The 15,564-nt window shown below is 74.7% G+C and carries 19 protein-coding genes; 11 read left to right on the plus strand and 8 right to left on the minus strand.

Features of this window, described 5'->3' with window-relative positions:
• Positions 1–235: 235 nt before the first annotated feature.
• On the minus strand, positions 236–439 hold the full coding sequence (locus ACZ51D_RS28025; protein WP_360507258.1) for a hypothetical protein: 204 nt from the start codon (positions 437–439) through the stop codon (positions 236–238).
• Positions 436–705, minus strand: a complete 270-nt coding sequence (locus tag ACZ51D_RS28030) for a DUF1876 domain-containing protein (RefSeq protein ID WP_360507261.1) — start codon at positions 703–705, stop codon at positions 436–438. Before ACZ51D_RS28030 ends, ACZ51D_RS28025 begins: the two co-directional genes overlap by 4 nt.
• A 167-nt stretch (positions 706–872) precedes the next feature.
• Here ACZ51D_RS28030 and ACZ51D_RS28035 point away from each other — a divergent pair, with 167 nt between their 5' ends.
• Genes ACZ51D_RS28035 through ACZ51D_RS28050 form a run of 4 tightly spaced genes read left to right on the plus strand, consistent with a single transcriptional unit; the run spans position 873 to position 3,641 of the window.
• The gene (locus tag ACZ51D_RS28035; RefSeq protein ID WP_465663800.1) at positions 873–1,751 is read left to right on the plus strand and encodes a YndJ family protein; all 879 of its coding nucleotides are present in this window, start codon (positions 873–875) and stop codon (positions 1,749–1,751) included.
• Positions 1,748–2,260 carry a DUF1990 family protein gene (locus ACZ51D_RS28040; RefSeq protein ID WP_465618748.1) on the plus strand — a complete coding sequence of 171 codons (513 nt, stop codon included), beginning with the start codon at positions 1,748–1,750 and terminating at the stop codon, positions 2,258–2,260. Before ACZ51D_RS28035 ends, ACZ51D_RS28040 begins: the two co-directional genes overlap by 4 nt.
• A 41-nt stretch (positions 2,261–2,301) precedes the next feature.
• Entirely contained in the window at positions 2,302–2,931 is a 630-nt protein-coding gene (locus tag ACZ51D_RS28045; protein ID WP_465618746.1) for a hypothetical protein, read from the plus strand.
• The gene (locus ACZ51D_RS28050) at positions 2,928–3,641 is read left to right on the plus strand and encodes a hypothetical protein (RefSeq protein ID WP_360507270.1); all 714 of its coding nucleotides are present in this window, start codon (positions 2,928–2,930) and stop codon (positions 3,639–3,641) included. Before ACZ51D_RS28045 ends, ACZ51D_RS28050 begins: the two co-directional genes overlap by 4 nt.
• A gap of 84 nt (positions 3,642–3,725) precedes the next feature.
• Here the strand turns inward: ACZ51D_RS28050 and ACZ51D_RS28055 are convergent, their stop codons facing one another.
• Genes ACZ51D_RS28055 through ACZ51D_RS28065 form a run of 3 tightly spaced genes read right to left on the minus strand, consistent with a single transcriptional unit; the run spans position 3,726 to position 5,635 of the window.
• Positions 3,726–4,493: a zf-HC2 domain-containing protein gene (locus ACZ51D_RS28055; protein WP_465618742.1), complete on the minus strand. Its 768-nt coding sequence runs from the start codon at positions 4,491–4,493 to the stop codon at positions 3,726–3,728.
• Positions 4,490–5,092 carry a sigma-70 family RNA polymerase sigma factor gene (locus ACZ51D_RS28060; RefSeq protein ID WP_465663801.1) on the minus strand — a complete coding sequence of 201 codons (603 nt, stop codon included), beginning with the start codon at positions 5,090–5,092 and terminating at the stop codon, positions 4,490–4,492. Before ACZ51D_RS28060 ends, ACZ51D_RS28055 begins: the two co-directional genes overlap by 4 nt.
• Before the next feature lie 3 nt (positions 5,093–5,095).
• Complete coding sequence (locus tag ACZ51D_RS28065; RefSeq protein WP_360507278.1) at positions 5,096–5,635, minus strand: hypothetical protein; 540 nt, start codon at positions 5,633–5,635, stop codon at positions 5,096–5,098.
• Between the two features lie 103 nt (positions 5,636–5,738).
• Between ACZ51D_RS28065 and ACZ51D_RS28070 the strand changes: the two genes are divergently transcribed.
• The 7 genes from ACZ51D_RS28070 (at position 5,739) to ACZ51D_RS28100 (ending at position 12,723) form a co-directional block, all read left to right on the plus strand.
• Positions 5,739–6,221, plus strand: coding sequence for a thioredoxin family protein (locus ACZ51D_RS28070; RefSeq protein ID WP_360507281.1), 483 nt, complete (start codon positions 5,739–5,741; stop codon positions 6,219–6,221).
• Positions 6,222–6,389: 168 nt separating this feature from the next.
• A complete protein-coding gene (locus ACZ51D_RS28075) occupies positions 6,390–7,124 on the plus strand; it encodes an alpha/beta fold hydrolase (RefSeq protein WP_465663802.1) in 735 nt (244 codons plus the stop codon).
• A gap of 207 nt (positions 7,125–7,331) precedes the next feature.
• Positions 7,332–7,787 carry an OsmC family protein gene (locus ACZ51D_RS28080; protein WP_360507286.1) on the plus strand — a complete coding sequence of 152 codons (456 nt, stop codon included), beginning with the start codon at positions 7,332–7,334 and terminating at the stop codon, positions 7,785–7,787.
• Entirely contained in the window at positions 7,784–9,238 is a 1,455-nt protein-coding gene (locus ACZ51D_RS28085; RefSeq protein WP_465618736.1) for a dihydrolipoyl dehydrogenase family protein, read from the plus strand. Before ACZ51D_RS28080 ends, ACZ51D_RS28085 begins: the two co-directional genes overlap by 4 nt.
• A gap of 204 nt (positions 9,239–9,442) precedes the next feature.
• A complete protein-coding gene (locus ACZ51D_RS28090) occupies positions 9,443–10,537 on the plus strand; it encodes a WD40/YVTN/BNR-like repeat-containing protein (protein WP_465663803.1) in 1,095 nt (364 codons plus the stop codon).
• Positions 10,538–10,710: 173 nt separating this feature from the next.
• Positions 10,711–11,490 carry a GNAT family N-acetyltransferase gene (locus ACZ51D_RS28095; RefSeq protein ID WP_465618732.1) on the plus strand — a complete coding sequence of 260 codons (780 nt, stop codon included), beginning with the start codon at positions 10,711–10,713 and terminating at the stop codon, positions 11,488–11,490.
• Between the two features lie 198 nt (positions 11,491–11,688).
• Complete coding sequence (locus ACZ51D_RS28100; RefSeq protein WP_465663804.1) at positions 11,689–12,723, plus strand: LacI family DNA-binding transcriptional regulator; 1,035 nt, start codon at positions 11,689–11,691, stop codon at positions 12,721–12,723.
• 78 nt (positions 12,724–12,801) lie between these two features.
• Here ACZ51D_RS28100 and ACZ51D_RS28105 read toward each other — a convergent pair whose 3' ends face one another.
• The 3 genes from ACZ51D_RS28105 to ACZ51D_RS28115 all read right to left on the minus strand — a co-directional run bounded on the left by ACZ51D_RS28105 (position 12,802) and on the right by ACZ51D_RS28115 (position 15,414).
• Entirely contained in the window at positions 12,802–13,839 is a 1,038-nt protein-coding gene (locus ACZ51D_RS28105) for a sphingomyelin phosphodiesterase (protein WP_465663805.1), read from the minus strand.
• Between the two features lie 239 nt (positions 13,840–14,078).
• A complete protein-coding gene (locus tag ACZ51D_RS28110; protein WP_360507303.1) occupies positions 14,079–14,597 on the minus strand; it encodes a GNAT family N-acetyltransferase in 519 nt (172 codons plus the stop codon).
• A 355-nt stretch (positions 14,598–14,952) separates the two neighbouring features.
• Positions 14,953–15,414: a molybdopterin-dependent oxidoreductase gene (locus ACZ51D_RS28115; protein ID WP_465618726.1), complete on the minus strand. Its 462-nt coding sequence runs from the start codon at positions 15,412–15,414 to the stop codon at positions 14,953–14,955.
• Positions 15,415–15,564: the final 150 nt, after the last annotated feature.

Here is a 15,564-nt window from a genome sequence, read left to right on the forward strand (position 1 = left end):
CACCCCCCCACACCGGTTGTCGCGGGGGGGGGGGGGGGGGGTGGGGCGGCGGCGGGGCCGTAATTGTAAAACCACCCCCGGCCCCCCGGCCCCCCCCCCCGGCGGGGGGCGGGCCCGGGGGGCGGGGGCCCCGCCCCACGGCGTTTCCGGCGCACGGCGTTGTCGGCGTCGGCGTCGGCGTCGGGTTCGCCCGGGGGCCTGCGGCTCGGGGCTCGACAGCCCGGGCCCCGGCGGCTCAGGTGTCGTCGTCCGGCGCCCGCGCCAGGTCCCCGGGCTCGCAGGCCTCGCGGCCGGTCCCGACGTGGACGACCTTGATCGCCCGGTCCGGACCGCCGGGCACGACCTGCTGTTCGTGCCCGCAGCGCGGGCAGATCAGCGGGATCCGTGGACGGGACGGCGCCGGTCCGGTGCCGCCGCCGTCCGGGTGCGGGGCACTCACGTCAGCGGGTGGGTCGGGATCGGGCTGACCTCCTGGATCTCACCGTGGGCCTTGGTGAGCAGTTGGGAGGCGAGGTCGTTGAGCGCGCGGGCGCCCGCGACCTCTTCGCCGACCCGTAGCTGGTCCGGGTCGGAGGGGTGGCGGCTGCTGTAGCCGTGGGCGCGCAGTTCGGTCCCGTCGCCGAGCCGGAGCAGGGCGGCGGCGCTGGTGCGCGGACCGTCCTCACGGAACTCCATGTCGATGTGCCAACCGACCAGAGTCTGCATGGCGGATCACCTCCATCGGTTACTCCTCCAGAGTGCGCCGCACCCACCGTGAACACCAGGCAGCCGGGACCGGGCCTCCGTCGGGGGCAGGTTGAACGCGTTCAAGTCAGCGGCGTAGAGTCGGCCGCGAAGCTCATTTGAACGCGTTCAAGGGGGGTGTGTCCGCCATGGGCAAGGGCACCACCGAACTGGTGGACCTGCTGGTCCTGCTCGGCATGGGCGCCGTCGTCCCGCTCGGCCTCGCCCTGATCGACGAACCCGGGCTCGCCCGGGTCCGCCGCTTCTGGCCACTCGCCGCCGTACCCGGCGCGCTCTCGCTCTGGCTGCCGCGCGGCGGCCTCGCCGCCGGGCCCGCCACCGTCTACGCCCTGGGCACCCTGGTCATCGCCCTGCACGCGCCGCTGCGGCTGGCCCGCACCCGCTCGCTGGCGCCCGCCGAGATCGCCGTGCTCACCGCGCTCGCCGCGCCCTCGGTGGCCGGGGTCGCCCTGGTCGCCGAACGCTCCGGCTACCCGCTGTTCGGCTTCGAGCCGCACGTCCTGGCGCTCACCGTCCCGCACTTCCACTACGCCGGCTTCACCGCCGCCCTGGTCGCCGGGCTGGTCTGCCGCGCCGCCGCCCCGGCCGCAGGCCTCGGCTCCACCGCGCCCTCCGCCGCGACCTCCACCGCGGCCCGCTGCGCGGCGCTCAGCGTCCCGGCGGGCACCCTGCTGGTGCTGGCCGGGTACTTCCTCGGCGACTGGTGGCAGTTCGCCGGGGCCCTCGTGCTGACCACGGGCATGTGGCTGGTCGGCCTGGTCACCTGGCGCGAGCTGCGCCCCCGCGGCGGCGACGCCGCCACCGCCCGACTGTTCGCCCTCTCCTCGGCCGTCCTCGCGCTCACCATGGTGCTCGCCCTCTGGTGGGCCCTCGGCCGGGCCGCCGGACTCCCCCACCCCACCCTGACCTGGATGGCCGCCACCCACGGCGTCGGCAACGCGCTCGGCTTCGCCCTCTGCGCCCTCCTCGCCTGGCGCCGGCTCAACACCCCGAAGGCCCACCGGTGAACGACTACAGCTACCCCGAACAGGGCGCCAGCGCCACCGGCGCACTGCCCGACGGCTACCACCACCTGCGGCACCGGGCGCTGATCGGCCACGGCCACGCCGCACTCGGGGTCGCCGGAGCCGCCCTGCTCGGCTGGCGGATGCACCGGCTGGCGGGCGTACGGATCGACGCCGAGGCGGACCAGGCGGCCCCCGGCGTCGCCGTCCACTGCGCGATCGGCGTCGGCCCGCTGCGGGTCGGCGCCCCGAACCGGGTCCTGACCGCCGTCGACGGCCCGGACCGCTACGGCTTCACCCACGGGACGCGGCACGGCCATCCGGCCCGCGGCGAGGAGACCTTCCTGGTCGAGATGGGGCCGGACCAGGCGGTCTGGTTCACCGTCACCGCCTTCAGCCGACCCGTCGCCCGGTACGCCCGGCTGGCCGGCCCGCTGCTCCCGCTCGCCCACCGCGCCTTCGCCCGGCGCTGCGGGCGGGTGCCGGCCGGGATCGCGGCGGACGCGGCGTAAATGCCGTGCCCGGCGCAGCCGCCCTCCGGCATGATCGCCGGATGATGTCGATGCAGCCGGTCCTGGAGATCTTCGCCCCCGACGACTTCGCGCTCTGGCCCACGGGCGAGCAGCAGCCCTGGGGATACCTGGTGCTGAACGGGGAGTTGACGCCGGCCGAGGTGGGCACGGCGGTGTGGCGGCTCACCGACTGCAACGACGTCGACCCCGACGAGGACGACGAGCGCGGTCCGCGCCCGGAGGATCCGCTGGGCGCCTTCCTGCACGGGCTGCTCACCATGCCGGACCTCTTCGCCCCCGGCGGGTTCCGGGTGACCGACCCCGCCACCGGCGCCGTCTTCCAACCGGGCTGCTGCACCGGCCTGGAGGAGTGGCGCCAGTGGCTGACCGTGGCCGACGGCACGGGCACGGCCTGGTTCGGCCACGACCCGGACGCCCGGGCCGAGTGCGTCGGCCGGGTCGTCCGGCTCACCCAGGACGCCGAGGACGCGGACAGCCCGGTCATCGAGCTGTCGCTGGACGAGTTGCGCCGGCTGCTCGCCGGCGCCGAACAGGACCTGCGCGACTTCCTGGCCCTGGCGACGGGTTGGGCCGAGCGGCAGCTGCCCGACCACGCCGCCGCCGTCACCGCCGCCCTCGCCCGGGCACTGGACCTGGAGCCACCGGCATGACCAGCTTCCACACCCACCGAGCCCGGGTGCACGACACCTCCCTCCCGCTGTACCGGCGGCACAGCGCGCTGCGGACCTGCCTGACTTGCTTCGCCCCCTACGGCCTGCGGGCGACGTACCACCACCTCACCGTCAGTGCCCGGATGCCCCGGTACCTGGAGACGGACCCGGACTCGCTGCTCCGGGCGGTGGAGGAGCTCCACGAGGCGCGGGAGCTGTGGCGGGCCCGGGCCGAGGAGTACCGGGCGCAGCGCCGGGCGCAGAAGCGGGCCGGACTGCGGGAGCCGCCGGTGACGCCGTGGTGGGACCGGTACCGCTACCGGTGGGGCTCGCCGGACACGGCGTGGCACCACGACCCCTTTCTGCACCCGCCGTTGAGCCTGCCCGACTACGTCCGGCGGCAGAACGCGCTGCTGGACGGCGCCGAGCTGCCCGGCTGCCCGGCCTGCGGGGAGGAGGGCCCGCCGGTGTCACTTCCGAGCTGCGACGGCCACGCCGAGCTGTGCCGCTCCTGCGCGCGGGTGCTGACGCCCTGCCCGTGCGGGCGTTGGCACAGCTTCGAGCCGACGCTCCGGGTCGGCTGGAGCCGCACGTGGCGGCGGGAGCACATGTCCGGCACCGGCGAGCCGAATCCGCACTGGCCCGGGGTCCGGGGGACGGCCCGGATCGAGCGGCTGGCCGCGTACCACTACGTGCACGGGCCGTACTGAGTCGTGCCGCGTAGGCGGGCCGCGTAGGCGGGGGGCGGGTCGGGGAGGCGGGGCAGGTCGGGCCCTCGTGGGCGGGGAGGCGGGTCAGGCCTGGTGGGCGGGGACGGCGACCAGGAGGGCGCCGGTGGTCTGGACCCGCACCTCGAAGTGGTCGATGTCGCCCGGCTGGAGGGCCGCGCCGCCGGTGGTGCGCAGCACGCCGCCGTGGTCCCCGTAGCCGCTCGCCGGGACGGTCCAGGTGTTCACCGTCTGCTGTCCGCCGCTGTGCGAGACGGCGACCAGACTGCAGGTCAACGGGCCCTGGACACCGGAGAGTTGCATGCTGACCCGACTGCCCCAGGTGGTGCCGTCCACGCCGACGGTGGCGTGCGCGCCGGTGGCCTGGTCGGTGGCGCTGAACTGCTCGGCCACGGCGACCACGGCGGGGGTGCTGTCGGCGGTGAGCACCGCGGCCGTGACGGCGGGGCCCGCCGCCACCATCGCGGTCGCGGCCAGGGCCAGGACGAGTCGCCGCACCCGGCCCCGCCGCCGGACGGTGCCGACCTCGGCGACCAGCCGGTCCAGGAGCCGCGGGTCCGGGTGCGGGGCGGGGCCGGCCGGGTCCAGCCCGGCGGCCGTCGCGGAGGCCGCGTACTCGGCCAACAGTGGTTCAACGAAGCCGAGTTCGGACACCTGCTCGGCGCACTGCGGGCAGTCGGCCAGGTGCCGTTCGAAGGCGGCGCGCTCGGCGGGCTCCAGCAGGCCGAGGACGTAGGCGCCGGCGTCGGTGTGCTCCGGGCCGCCGGGCACGCCGTCCGGCCCGCCGGGAATGTGCTCCGGGCGGCCGGGCTCGGGGTCGGGGCGCTTGGTCACGATGTCACTCCCCGTTCCTCCAGCGCGAGCCTGAGCGAGCGCAGTGCGTAGAACACCCGCGACCGTACGGTCCCGGCCGGGATGTCGAGTTCGGCGGCCGCCTCGTTGGCCGTGCGGCCCTTCAGATAGGTCTCGACGATGATCTCGCGGTGCGCCGGCGAGAGGTCGCCGAGCGCGTCCGCGACGGTCATCATCCGCAGTGCCCGGTCGAGCTCGTCCTCGGCGGGCAGCAGTTCCAGGGCCGACGCGTCCACCTCGCGGGGCCTGGCCCGGGCGCTTCGGTGCTCGTCGATCACGATCCGCCGGGCGACCGTGACCAGCCAGGGCCGCAGCGAGCCCGCCGCCGGGTCGAGGCGGTGGATGTTGCGCCAGGCGCGGACCAGCGTCTCCTGGACGACGTCCTCGGCCCGCTGCCGGTCGCCGGCGACCAGGTGGAGCACGAAGCCGAAGAGCGGACCGGCGTGCTCGTGGTACAGGGCGCGCATCAACTCCTCGTCGGACGCCCTCGTGCCGTGGTCGGCCGTGCCGTCGACGGGGTGCTCCTCGGTCACCACTTCATCGTTGCGCACCCGGGCCTCCTGGTCGAGGGCGGTCGACATCGGTCAGTAGCCCGGGGTGCTGGGCATCGGGTTGGAGTTCGTGCCGGTGCCCGCCTTGCCACCGCTCGGGGTCACCGCGAACCAGGTGCCGCCCACGCCCTGGCCCTTGGTGTCGCCGGGCTTGGCGTCCGGCGAGTAGCGGTAGACCGGCCAGCCGTTGACGGTGACCTGCTTGGTGCCGTCGGAGCGGGTGACCGTGCCGACCAGCTTGCTGTCGATGCCCTTGACCGTGACGTCGCCGTTGACGTGCTCGGGCGGCCAGGTCGTGGCACAGCTGCCGTTGCAGTAGGACTCCGGCGGGTTGCTCTCGTCCTGGTCGAAGCGGTAGAGCGTGAAGCCGGCGCTGTCGGTGACGATCGTGCCCAGCTTGGGGTCGGTGGCGGTCTGCAGGGTCGCGCTCGCCGGGGCGGTCGGGCTGCCCGACATGCTCGGCGTACTGGACTTGCTTCCTCCGGACGACCCGCAGCCGGCGATCAGGGCGGCCACCGCGATGCCGGAGGCGGCCAGCACGGCGGCCCGGCGGGTGCGGGGTGTGCTGCGCATGGGGTGCCTCCCGCGGTCTGAACGGACTGGACACCCTTCTGTACGGGCGGTGGCGGCCGGTTGCTCAATGCCGGGCGCCGGATGGCCGCAGGACGGCCACGGAATGCCGGACACCCCCGGAATACGGTGCCGAGCAGCACCGTTGTCGCGGGCACATGGCCTGTACCGCAGCCTCCGGAAGGGAAGGAATCGCGAGATGAGCAGCACGGTCGAGCTGACCAAGGAGAACTTCGACGACATCGTCCCCGGCCCGGAGGGCAAGGACTTCGTCTTCATCGACTTCTGGGCCGGGTGGTGCGGTCCCTGCCGCCAGTTCGCCCCGGTGTACGAGAAGGCGGCCGAGCGCCACTCCGACCTGGTCTTCGCCAAGGTGGACACCGAGGCGCAGCAGGAGCTCGCCTCCGCGTTCGGCATCCAGTCGATCCCGACACTGGCGATCATCCGTGAGGGCGTGCTCGTCTTCTCGCAGGCCGGCGCGCTGCCGGAGGCGGTGTTCGAGGACCTGATCGGCCAGGCCCGCAACCTGGACATGGCCGAGGTGAAGCGCAAGGTCGCCGAGGAGCAGGCGGCCGGCGGCCAGGCCTGAGCCGCGAGCGGTCGGCGGGGGCCCGGGGAGCGTCGTCCCCCCGGGCCCCCGCCGTGCCCGCTCCCCCGCTTCCGGGACCACGCCGCGGGTGCCGATCGGGATCCGCTCCTAGAGTCGTCGGTGACAGCGGCCTCCGCGGAGGCCCCGCCGACGAAGGAGTGATCCGCCATGAGCACGTTCGTACTGGTCCCCGGGTTCTGGCTCGGTGCCTGGGCCTGGGACGAGGTGGCCGCGCCGCTGCGCGCCGCCGGGCACCGCGTCCACCCGGTGAGCCTGCCCGGGGTGGCCGAACGGGCGGCCGAGTCCGGCGAGTTCGGCTTGGAGGAGCACATCGCCGACCTGGCCGACCTGCTGGTCCGCGAGGACCTGTGGGACGTCGTGCTGGTCGCCCACAGCGGCGCCTGCGCCCCGGTGGGCGGGCTCGCGGACCGGATGCCGGAGCGGATCCGCCGGGTGGTCTACCTGGACAGCGTCCCGCTGGTCGACGGCTCCGCGCTCCACGACCTCTGGCAGCCCGACTACCGGCAGATGGCCGAGGCCTCGGTGGTCGACGGCCGGTTCCCGATGCCGTCCTGGGAGTACCTGGACACCCACGGCGCCGGCCTGGGGGGCCTGGACGAGGCCACCCTGGCGCGGGTCCGCTCCCTCGCCACCCCGCACCCGGCCGGGGTGTACCGGGACGAGCTCCGGCTGACCGGCGCCGGGGCCGCCCTGCCGCACGCGCTGGTGTCCTGTTCCTTCCCGCTCTCCCAGGTCCGCGAGCTGATCGCGGCGGGCCACCCGTACTTCGCCGGGATGGCCGCGCCGAACTGGGAACTGCGCGAACTGCCCACCGGGCACTGGCCGATGTTCTCCCGTCCGGCCGACACGGCGGCGGTGCTCGCGGAGCTCGCCGCGATCTGAGCCCCCGGCCTGTCCCCCATGCCCGGGCCCGTCCCCCGTGTGTCCTGGGGTGCCCCCGCGTGTCTTGGGTGCCCCCGCGTGCGCAGGCCTGTCCCCCGCGTGCACGGGCGTGTCCCCTGCGCGTCCTGCGCGTGTCCGACCGTCGCGAAGGCACGCCCGACCCGGCAGGATGGGCCCAACGCCGTACCCGAGCGGAGAGCGAGACTCATGAGCGAGCAGACCGGCCGTACCGAACCGCCTGCCGCCGGGCCCGAGTTCGGACGGGTCACCACCGCGCTGGTCACCGGGAGCGCCGCCGACCCGCCGTACCACGTGGACGTCAAGGCCGGCACCCACGCGCTGACCTCGGACGAGCCGGTGCGGCGCGGCGGCTCGGACAGCGGGCCGGAACCGTTCGCGCTGCTGCTCGCCTCCCTCGGCTCCTGCACCGCGATCACCCTGCGAATGTACGCCGACCGCAAGAAGTGGCCGCTGCAGGCGGTCCGGGTGAGGCTCGGGTACGAAACGGACGGCAGCCGGGGCCGGATCTCCCGCCGGGTCGCCCTGACCGGCGACCTGGACGGGGCCCAGCGCGCCCGACTGCTCGACATCTGCGAACGCACGCCCGTCACCCTCGCCCTGCGGGCCGGGGTGGCCATCGAGACCACGGAGGACCGGGCATGACCAGCACCGCCGAGGAGTACGACGTCATCGTCCTGGGGGCCGGCCCGACCGGCGAGAACGTGGCGGACCGGACGGTCGCCGCCGGGCTGCGCACGGTGATCGTGGAGGCCGAGCTGGTCGGCGGCGAGTGCTCGTACTGGGCCTGCATGCCGAGCAAGGCGCTGCTGCGCCCGTCGGCCGCGCTGGCCGACGCCCGCGCGGTGGCCGGCTCCCGGGAGGCGGTCGGCGACGGACGGCTGGACCCGGCCGCGGTGCTGGCCCGGCGGGACTCCTTCGCCTCGCACTGGAGCGACGACGGCCAGGTGCGGTGGCTGCGGGACACCGGCATCGACCTGGTCCGCGGCCACGGCCGGCTGGCCGGCGAGCGGACGGTGACGGTGGAGGCCGAGGACGGCAGCGAGCGGGTGCTCACCGCCCGGCACGCCGTCGTGGTGTCCACCGGCAGCCGTCCGGTGCTGCCCGGGCACGTGCCGGGGCTGACCGAGGCCCTCCCGTGGACCAACCGGGAGGCCACCGGCTCGCCGGCCGTGCCCGGGCGGCTGGCGGTGGTCGGCGGCGGGGTGGTCGGGGTGGAGATGGCCGCCGCCTGGCGGGCGCTCGGCGCCGAGGTGGTGCTGCTGGTTCGCGGCGAGGGGCTGCTGCCGCGGATGGAGCCGTTCGCGGGCGAGCTGGTCGCCGAGGGCCTGCGCAAGGCCGGGGTGGACGTCCGTTTCGGCACCGAGGTCACCGGGGTGCAGCGGGCGGACGGCTCCGGGCCGGTGACCCTGACGCTCAGGAGCGGCGCGGAGGACGGCGCGGAGCTGACCGCCGACGAGGTGCTGTACGCGACCGGCCGGGCCCCGCGCACCGCCGACATCGGGCTGGAGCAGGTCGGGCTGAAGCCGGGCGACTGGCTGGAGGTGGACGACAGCTGCACGGTGCTCGGCGTGGACGGCGAGTGGCTGTACGCCGCCGGGGACGTCAACCACCGGGCGCTGCTCACCCACCAGGGCAAGTACCAGGCCCGGATCGCGGGCGCGGCGATCGCCGCCCGCGCCCAGGGGCGCCCGCTGGACACCGCGCGCTGGGGCGCGCACGCCGCGTCCGCCGACCTCGCGGGCGCGCCGCAGGTCGTGTTCACGCAACCGGAAGTCGCCGCCGTCGGCCTGACCCTGGCCGCCGCCGAGGAGGCCGGGCTGCGGGTCAAGACCGTCGACCACGACCTCGGCGCCGTCGCCGGGGCCTCGCTGTACGGCGACGACTACCGCGGCCGGGCCCGGGTGGTCTTCGACCTGGACCGCCAGGTGCTCGTCGGCGCCTCCCTGGTCGGCCCCGGCGTGGCCGAACTGCTGCACTCGGCGACCGTCGCGGTGGTCGGCGAGGTGCCCATCGACCGGCTCTGGCACGCGGTGCCCGCGTACCCGACGATCAGCGAGGTCTGGCTGCGGCTGCTGGAGGGCTGCCGGGGGTAGGGCCCCTGGCCGGGGGTAGGGCCCCTGGCCGGGGGTAGGGCCCCTGGCCGCAAGTGCGGCCCCCGGCCGGGCGAACGGCCTTCCGGGTCAAGGACGGCCTCCCGGGTGAACGGCGCGGCGAGATGTGACCACCGGTGGACGGCGGGACACTGGCAGTCGGGGGCCGTCCCGGGGGCCGCGCTCGTGACCAGGGTGGTGTGAGGCATGACCGAAGTGCTGTTGGCCGTCGGAACCGAGAAGGGCCTCTTTCTCGGCCGCAGCCGCGACCGGCTGACGTGGGAGTTCAGCGGGCCGCACTTCCCGATGAACGCGATCTACTCCGTCTCCGTCGACCGCCGCGAGGGCCGCACCAGAATCCTGGTCGGCGCCGACAGCAGCCACTGGGGGCCCTCGGTCTGGCGCTCCGACGACCTCGGCGCGCACTGGTACGAGCCGCCGCAGCCGGCCATCCGCTTCCCCGAGTCCACCGGCGCCTCGCTCACCCGGGTCTGGCAGCTGCAGCCCGCCGGCGGCGAGGCCCCCGGCGTCGTCTACGCGGGCACCGAGCCCGCCGCGCTGTTCCGCTCCACCGACGGCGGCGAGACGTTCGCCCTGGTGGAGTCGCTCTGGGAACACCCCCAGCGGCCGCAGTGGGGCGCCGGCTACGGCGGCCAGGGCCTGCACACCATCCTCACCGACTCGCACGACCCGCAACGGCTGCTGGTCGCCGTCTCCAGCGGCGGCGTCTACCGCAGCAAGGACGGCGGCGACAGCTGGGAGCCCTCCAACACCGGGCTGCGCGCCGAGTTCCTCCCGCAGGAGAGCCAGTACCCCGAGTTCGGCCAGTGCGTGCACAAGATCGCCCCGGACCCGGTCAACCCCGACCGGCTCTACCTGCAGAACCACGGCGGCGTCTACCGCAGCGACGACTGGGGCGCCAGCTGGCGCTCGATCGTCGACGGGCTGCCCGCCGAGTTCGGCTTCGCCGTCGCCGCCCACCCCCGCCGGGGCGACACCGCCTACCTCTTCCCGCTCGGCGGCTCCGACGACCGCATCCCGCCCGGCCGCCGCTGCCGGGTCTTCCGCACCACCGACGGCGGCACCAGCTGGCAGCAGCTCGCCGACGGCCTGCCCGGCGAGGACCACTACGGCATCGTGCTGCGCGACGCCCTGCGCACCGACGACGCCGACCCGGCCGGGATCTACTTCGGCAACCGGACCGGCGACGTGTACGGCAGCCGGGACGAGGGCGAGAACTGGTCGCTGCTGATCTCCCACCTGCCGGACGTGCTCTGCGTCCGCGCCGCGGTGGTGGCCTGAGCCCGGCGCCGGCCGCCGCGCTTCCCGACGGCCTGCCGCCCCCAAGTCCGCTGTCCCGAATCCCGCTGTCCCGAAGCCCGCTGCCGGAAAACCGGTTGCCCCGAGCGCCCGGTTCTGGCCAGCATGAGCCGCCGACGAACGATCTCCGGCGAACTCGCGAAAAGGGGTGGGCCATGGCTGAGGCCGACTGGGTGGTCAGGCACGACGGCGACGGCAATCCGGTACTGCGCTACCAGCCGGGCGAGCGGGAGGGCCTGCCCTGGGCCGACCTGCTGCAGGTGCTGGACGAGTCGGTGGACGCGGCCGGGTTCATCCGGGCCGAGCTGCCCGGGTGGGTGGTCTCCGGCAGCCCCGAACTCGGGCAGCGCCTGGCGGCGGACGGCGCGACGGTCCTGCGGCACGCCCACACCTTCCGCCGGGACCTGCGCGCCGACCCCCCGCCCGCCGACTGGGCCGGGGCGCCGCTGCCCGACGGCCTGCGCGGGGGACTGCGCGACGGCCTGCGGGCGGTGCCCTGCGACCGGGCGCCCGAGGAGCTGTTCGAGGCCTGGCGGGCCGCCTTCGGGCCCGGGCACGTCGACCGCTTCCCGGGCGACGACGCCCAGGCGCTCTCCGACCGACTCGGCCTGCTGCTCGCCGGGAAGGCCATCGGCCCGGTCCTGCCGTCCAGCCTGCTCGCCGTGGACGCCGAGGACCGCGTGGTCGCCGGGGTGATCCTGACCGACCGCGACGGCCGGCCGTGGGTCGCCGAGGTCTTCCGCCACCCACAGCGCGGCTACCGCGGCCTCGGCGCCGACCTGCTGCGCCGGGCGGTCGCGGACGCCGCCGCGCGCGGGATCGCCGACCTGCACCTGGCGGTGACCGACGGCAACCCGGCCCGCCGCCTCTACGAGTCGCTGGGCTTCCTGCTGCAGGAGACCTCGCTGACGGTGCTCGTCCCGGACGCCGACTGAGCCCGGGTGCGCTCAGGACCGGGGCTGCTCACGGCCGGGGCTGCTCACGGCCGGGGCTGCTCACGGCCGGGGGTTCTCACGGCCGGGGGTTCTCACAGCCGGGACAGTGACGGCCGGGCCGACTTCGGCAAGCCGATCGGGGACCGCCGGACCCACGGGAAACCGGCTGGTCGGAGGCGGTGTGTAGGCTCAACGGTCATGGCAAGGGTGACACGGGACGATGTGGCGCGGGCGGCGGGGACGTCCACGGCGGTCGTGAGTTATGTGATCAACGACGGGCCGCGGCCGGTGGCGCCGGCGACCCGGGCGCGGGTGCTCGCGGCGGTCGAGGAGCTCGGCTACCGGCCCAACCGGGTCGCCCAGGCGATGGCGCGGCGGCGGACCAACCTGCTCGGGATGGTCGTGCCGGACGCCCGGCAGCCGTTCTTCGCCGGGCTCGCGCACGCCGTCGAACAGGCCGCCGCCGAGCACGGCCGGCTGCTGCTGATCGGCAACTCCGACTACGCCGACGAGCGGGAGGCGCACTACATCCGGGCCTTCCTCGGGATGCAGGTGGACGGCCTGATCCTGGTCACCCAGGACCCGGCCACCCCCGGGCTGACCGGCTTCGACGTGGCCGACGGCACCCCGGTCGTGCTGCTGCACCACCGTGCGGAGAGCGCCGACGGCGTCGCCGTGGTCGCGGACGACGAGGGCGGCGCCCGCGAGGTGGTCCGCCACCTGCTCGGGCACGGGCACGCCGAGGTGCACTGCTTCGGCGGCACCCGCGCGCTCAGCCCGCACGACCCGGTCACCGGGCGGACGGCCGGCTGGGTCGCCGCCATGGAGGACGCCGGGCTGCCCACCGAGGGGCGGCTCACCCCGGCGCCGTTCGACCGCGTCCGGGCGCACGCCGAGGCGCTCGCCCTGCTGGCCCGCCCCGACCGGCCGTCCGCCGTGTTCTGCGCGACGGACGACCAGGCGATCGGCCTGCTGCGGGCCGCCGACGACCTGGGGATCCGGGTGCCGGAGGACCTCTCGGTGGCCGGCTTCGACGACATCGCCGAGGCGGTGATCGCCGGGCCCGCGCTGACCACCGTCACCACCGCGCAGGACGAGATGGCCCGCGCCGCGCTGGAGCTCGTCCTCGGCGGGGCCGAGCGCCGCGCCACCGGCGCCCGGACCTTCCCGGCCCGACTGGTGGTGCGGCGCTCCTGCGGCTGCCCGGCACCGGACCGGGCGGCCCTGGACTGACCGCTGCTCGACCTCGCCGGGCGTCAGTTCAGCACCGCGCGTCAGTTCAGCACCGCGCGTCGGTTCGGCCGCCGGGCGTCAGTTCAGCTGGAAGGTGGCCTCGACCGGGTAGTGGTCGCTGGGCGCGTTGGTGTCGAGCTGCCCCGGTGCCCAGCCCGCCTGCGGGTCGAAGTCGACCTTCACGGTCGACATCCCGATCGGCACCGGGCGGCCCGGGGCGTTGAGGTAGCCGATGTAGTCGAGGTCGTCCCGGTAGTCCTTGGGGAAGGTCTCGACGCCGGACATGTACTGGCACCAGGCGGAGACCGAGCAGTCCATGGTGGTCAGGTTCTGGCCCGGGTCGGTGGCCGGAGTGCCGAGCACGCCGTTCACCGCGTTCTGGGCGTTGGTGTAGTCGCCGCGGCCCTGGCCGTGGACGTACTCGACGTTGAGGTCGCCGCCGATCAGCACCGGCGCGCCGCTGCCGACGATCCCGTCCACCCAGGCGCGGATCTCGGAGAGCTGGCCGAGCCGGGTGGACTGGGTGGTGTCGGTGGAGACGTCCGACTCGTCGGCCTGGAGGTGGGTGCCGACCACCCAGGCGGCGCTGCCGTTCTTGGTCACCTTGACCAGCGCCGCGCCCTTGTTGGCGTGGTAGTCCCAGGTCCCGTACGTCGAGTTGGCGAAGACGTGGGCGTACTGGGCGGCGATCGGGTACTTGGAGAGGATCATCGTGCCGCCGTTGATGACGAACCACGAGTTGGAGCAGTTGCCGCTGATGCCCGTCCAGCCGCCGCCGGAGCAGGTGCCGCCGACCACCGGGGTGCGGTACGGGTAGAGGTCGGCGAGCTTGGCGTTGATGTCGGCGGTCGAGCTGTTGTTGAACTGCTCGTCCAGGATGACGACATCGGCGTTGTGCTGACGGACGATCTGCTCGATCACCGGCGTGCGACGGGCGGCCTGCTCGTTCTGGGTGCTGTCGACGACGGCGGTGCCGAGGTCGACGTTGAAGGCGAAGACGGACAGCGTGGTGGGGCTCGCCGGGGTGCCGGCGGTGGCGGCCGGGGCGGTGCCGCCGACCAGCAGTGCGGCGGCGGCCGCCGAGGTGAGGGCGGTGGCCGTGCGACGCGAGAGCATGGGCGTTCTCCTGGGGATTCGTCTACCCTGCGGGGCCCGGCGCCGGGGTGGCCGGCGGTCGGGGACTGGCGGACGAACGCTAGCTACCGATCGGTACGTCGGGAAGAACGCCAGGAGATCAGTTCCGGCCGATCATGTGGCCGCGAGATGTCTGTACAGGTCTGGGCGGGTAGGCGACAAGATGTCTGTACACCCTTGCACCGCCCACGCGCCGCCCGCCGGGCCCGCGCGAACCGCCGTCAGCCGTCGAGCAGTTCGTCCGCGAGCAGATCCATCAGCAGGTTGTCGTGCCAGGTGCCGTCCGAACCGCGCTCGTACTGGCGCATGGTGCCGACCGTACGGAAGCCGACCTTGGTGTAGCAGCGGATCGCGGCGAGGTTGTCCGCGGCCGGGTCGATCACCAGCCGGTGGTAGTGGTGGTCGTGCACCAGGTACCGGGCCATGGTGCGCACCGCGTCCGTCCCCAGACCCAGGCCGTGCACCGTCGGATCGAGGTAGAGGTCCATCCCGGCGTGCCGGTACTCGTCGTCGTTGTTGGCGTACCACTGGATGGCGCCGACCACCTGGCCGCCCAGGTCGATCGCGAACGTCTCCGTGTCGGGTGATTCCAGGTCGTTGGCGACCTCGGCGGGCAGGTCGTCACCGCCCCGCCAGCGGGCGAACACCTCCGGCGTGCCGCGGATGGCCGCCAGGGCCGGGATGTCGTCGGTGGTGGCCGGTCGCAGCGTGACCAGGGCGCCGTGCAGAATCGTCCCCATATGGGGCATGTTGGCACGGAAACCCGGCTCCGGCGAGTGCTTTTACCGCATTGCCCGGACCCCCGCGACCAGGGATGATGCTGCGCCGTGACCCACCTCGTCCTCGGTCTGTCGGGCATCCTCGGCTACGCCGCCGTGGTCATGATCCGAAAGAACTGGGCCCGGAGCTGGGCACAGGCCGAGTTCGACGCACCCGCGTACGGCATGCGGAACGTCGCGGCCGCCCCGGCGCAGGCCCCCCGGGCGACGGGCGGCTGCCGATGCTGCGGCACCTGCTCGCCCACTACGCGGGCAAGGCCGGGCCGTACCGCATCGCGCTGGAGCTCTTCCGGGGTGCGACGTGCGCTGCGGCGCGTTACGCGGTGGGGTGCGCCGGGTCGCCGAGGGGGCCGAGCCAGACGGTGGTGACGGCACTGACGTAGCGGGCACCGCAGTGGTCGTCCGGGACGACCAGCTGCGGGCCGACGGCGTCCAGCGGCGCGCCGTCCATGCTGGTGGCCAGCAGGATCCGCCGGCCGCCGAAGTCCGGGTCGATCTCGGCCCAGGAGACCACCGCCCGGTGGCCGTCGGCGCCGACCACGGAGAGCAGGAAGCGCAGCCGCTGCTTGCGGCCGGAGAAGTCGATCCGGGGCCGGGCCTCGCGCAGTACGTCCAGCAGTGCCGGGCCCTCGTAGCCGTGCCGCTGCTCGCCCTCGGTCCGGCAGTCGAAGCTGACCACGACCCGGTGGGCGGGGAGGACGCGCAGCTGGTCGACGGTCAGCTCGGCGGGCCGCTCGAGGTGGCCGTGCAGCCGGACGGTGGGCCTCGCCGGGGTCATGGTGCTCCCTCTTCCCGGGCCGCTGCGCCGCGGCCCGGGAAGAGGACTACCCGAGGGACCGCTCGGACATTCGCAGTTGCCAGGCTGGAGGCGGATATTCATCGCAATTGCGACGACCGATCCCCTGTTCTGATCGAATCTGCGCTGCGG

It is taken from the genome of Kitasatospora sp. NPDC033851 (assembly GCF_055576085.1).

Excerpts from the sequence above, each read along its gene's own strand:
- ACZ51D_RS28085 (WP_465618736.1), top strand. The coding sequence starts at position 7,784 with ATGACCAGCACCGCCGAGGAGTACGACGTCATCGTCCTGGGGGCCGGC.
- ACZ51D_RS28115 (WP_465618726.1), bottom strand. The coding sequence starts at position 15,414 with ATGACCCCGGCGAGGCCCACCGTCCGGCTGCACGGCCACCTCGAGCGG.
- ACZ51D_RS28080 (WP_360507286.1), top strand. The coding sequence starts at position 7,332 with ATGAGCGAGCAGACCGGCCGTACCGAACCGCCTGCCGCCGGGCCCGAG.
- ACZ51D_RS28090 (WP_465663803.1), top strand. The coding sequence starts at position 9,443 with ATGACCGAAGTGCTGTTGGCCGTCGGAACCGAGAAGGGCCTCTTTCTC.
- ACZ51D_RS28095 (WP_465618732.1), top strand. The coding sequence starts at position 10,711 with ATGGCTGAGGCCGACTGGGTGGTCAGGCACGACGGCGACGGCAATCCG.
- ACZ51D_RS28065 (WP_360507278.1), bottom strand. The coding sequence starts at position 5,635 with ATGCGCAGCACACCCCGCACCCGCCGGGCCGCCGTGCTGGCCGCCTCC.
- ACZ51D_RS28105 (WP_465663805.1), bottom strand. The coding sequence starts at position 13,839 with ATGCTCTCGCGTCGCACGGCCACCGCCCTCACCTCGGCGGCCGCCGCC.
- ACZ51D_RS28100 (WP_465663804.1), top strand. The coding sequence starts at position 11,689 with ATGGCAAGGGTGACACGGGACGATGTGGCGCGGGCGGCGGGGACGTCC.
- ACZ51D_RS28030 (WP_360507261.1), bottom strand. The coding sequence starts at position 705 with ATGCAGACTCTGGTCGGTTGGCACATCGACATGGAGTTCCGTGAGGAC.
- ACZ51D_RS28110 (WP_360507303.1), bottom strand. The coding sequence starts at position 14,597 with ATGGGGACGATTCTGCACGGCGCCCTGGTCACGCTGCGACCGGCCACC.
- ACZ51D_RS28045 (WP_465618746.1), top strand. The coding sequence starts at position 2,302 with ATGATGTCGATGCAGCCGGTCCTGGAGATCTTCGCCCCCGACGACTTC.
- ACZ51D_RS28050 (WP_360507270.1), top strand. The coding sequence starts at position 2,928 with ATGACCAGCTTCCACACCCACCGAGCCCGGGTGCACGACACCTCCCTC.
- ACZ51D_RS28070 (WP_360507281.1), top strand. The coding sequence starts at position 5,739 with ATGCCGGACACCCCCGGAATACGGTGCCGAGCAGCACCGTTGTCGCGG.
- ACZ51D_RS28035 (WP_465663800.1), top strand. The coding sequence starts at position 873 with ATGGGCAAGGGCACCACCGAACTGGTGGACCTGCTGGTCCTGCTCGGC.
- ACZ51D_RS28075 (WP_465663802.1), top strand. The coding sequence starts at position 6,390 with ATGAGCACGTTCGTACTGGTCCCCGGGTTCTGGCTCGGTGCCTGGGCC.
- ACZ51D_RS28060 (WP_465663801.1), bottom strand. The coding sequence starts at position 5,092 with ATGTCGACCGCCCTCGACCAGGAGGCCCGGGTGCGCAACGATGAAGTG.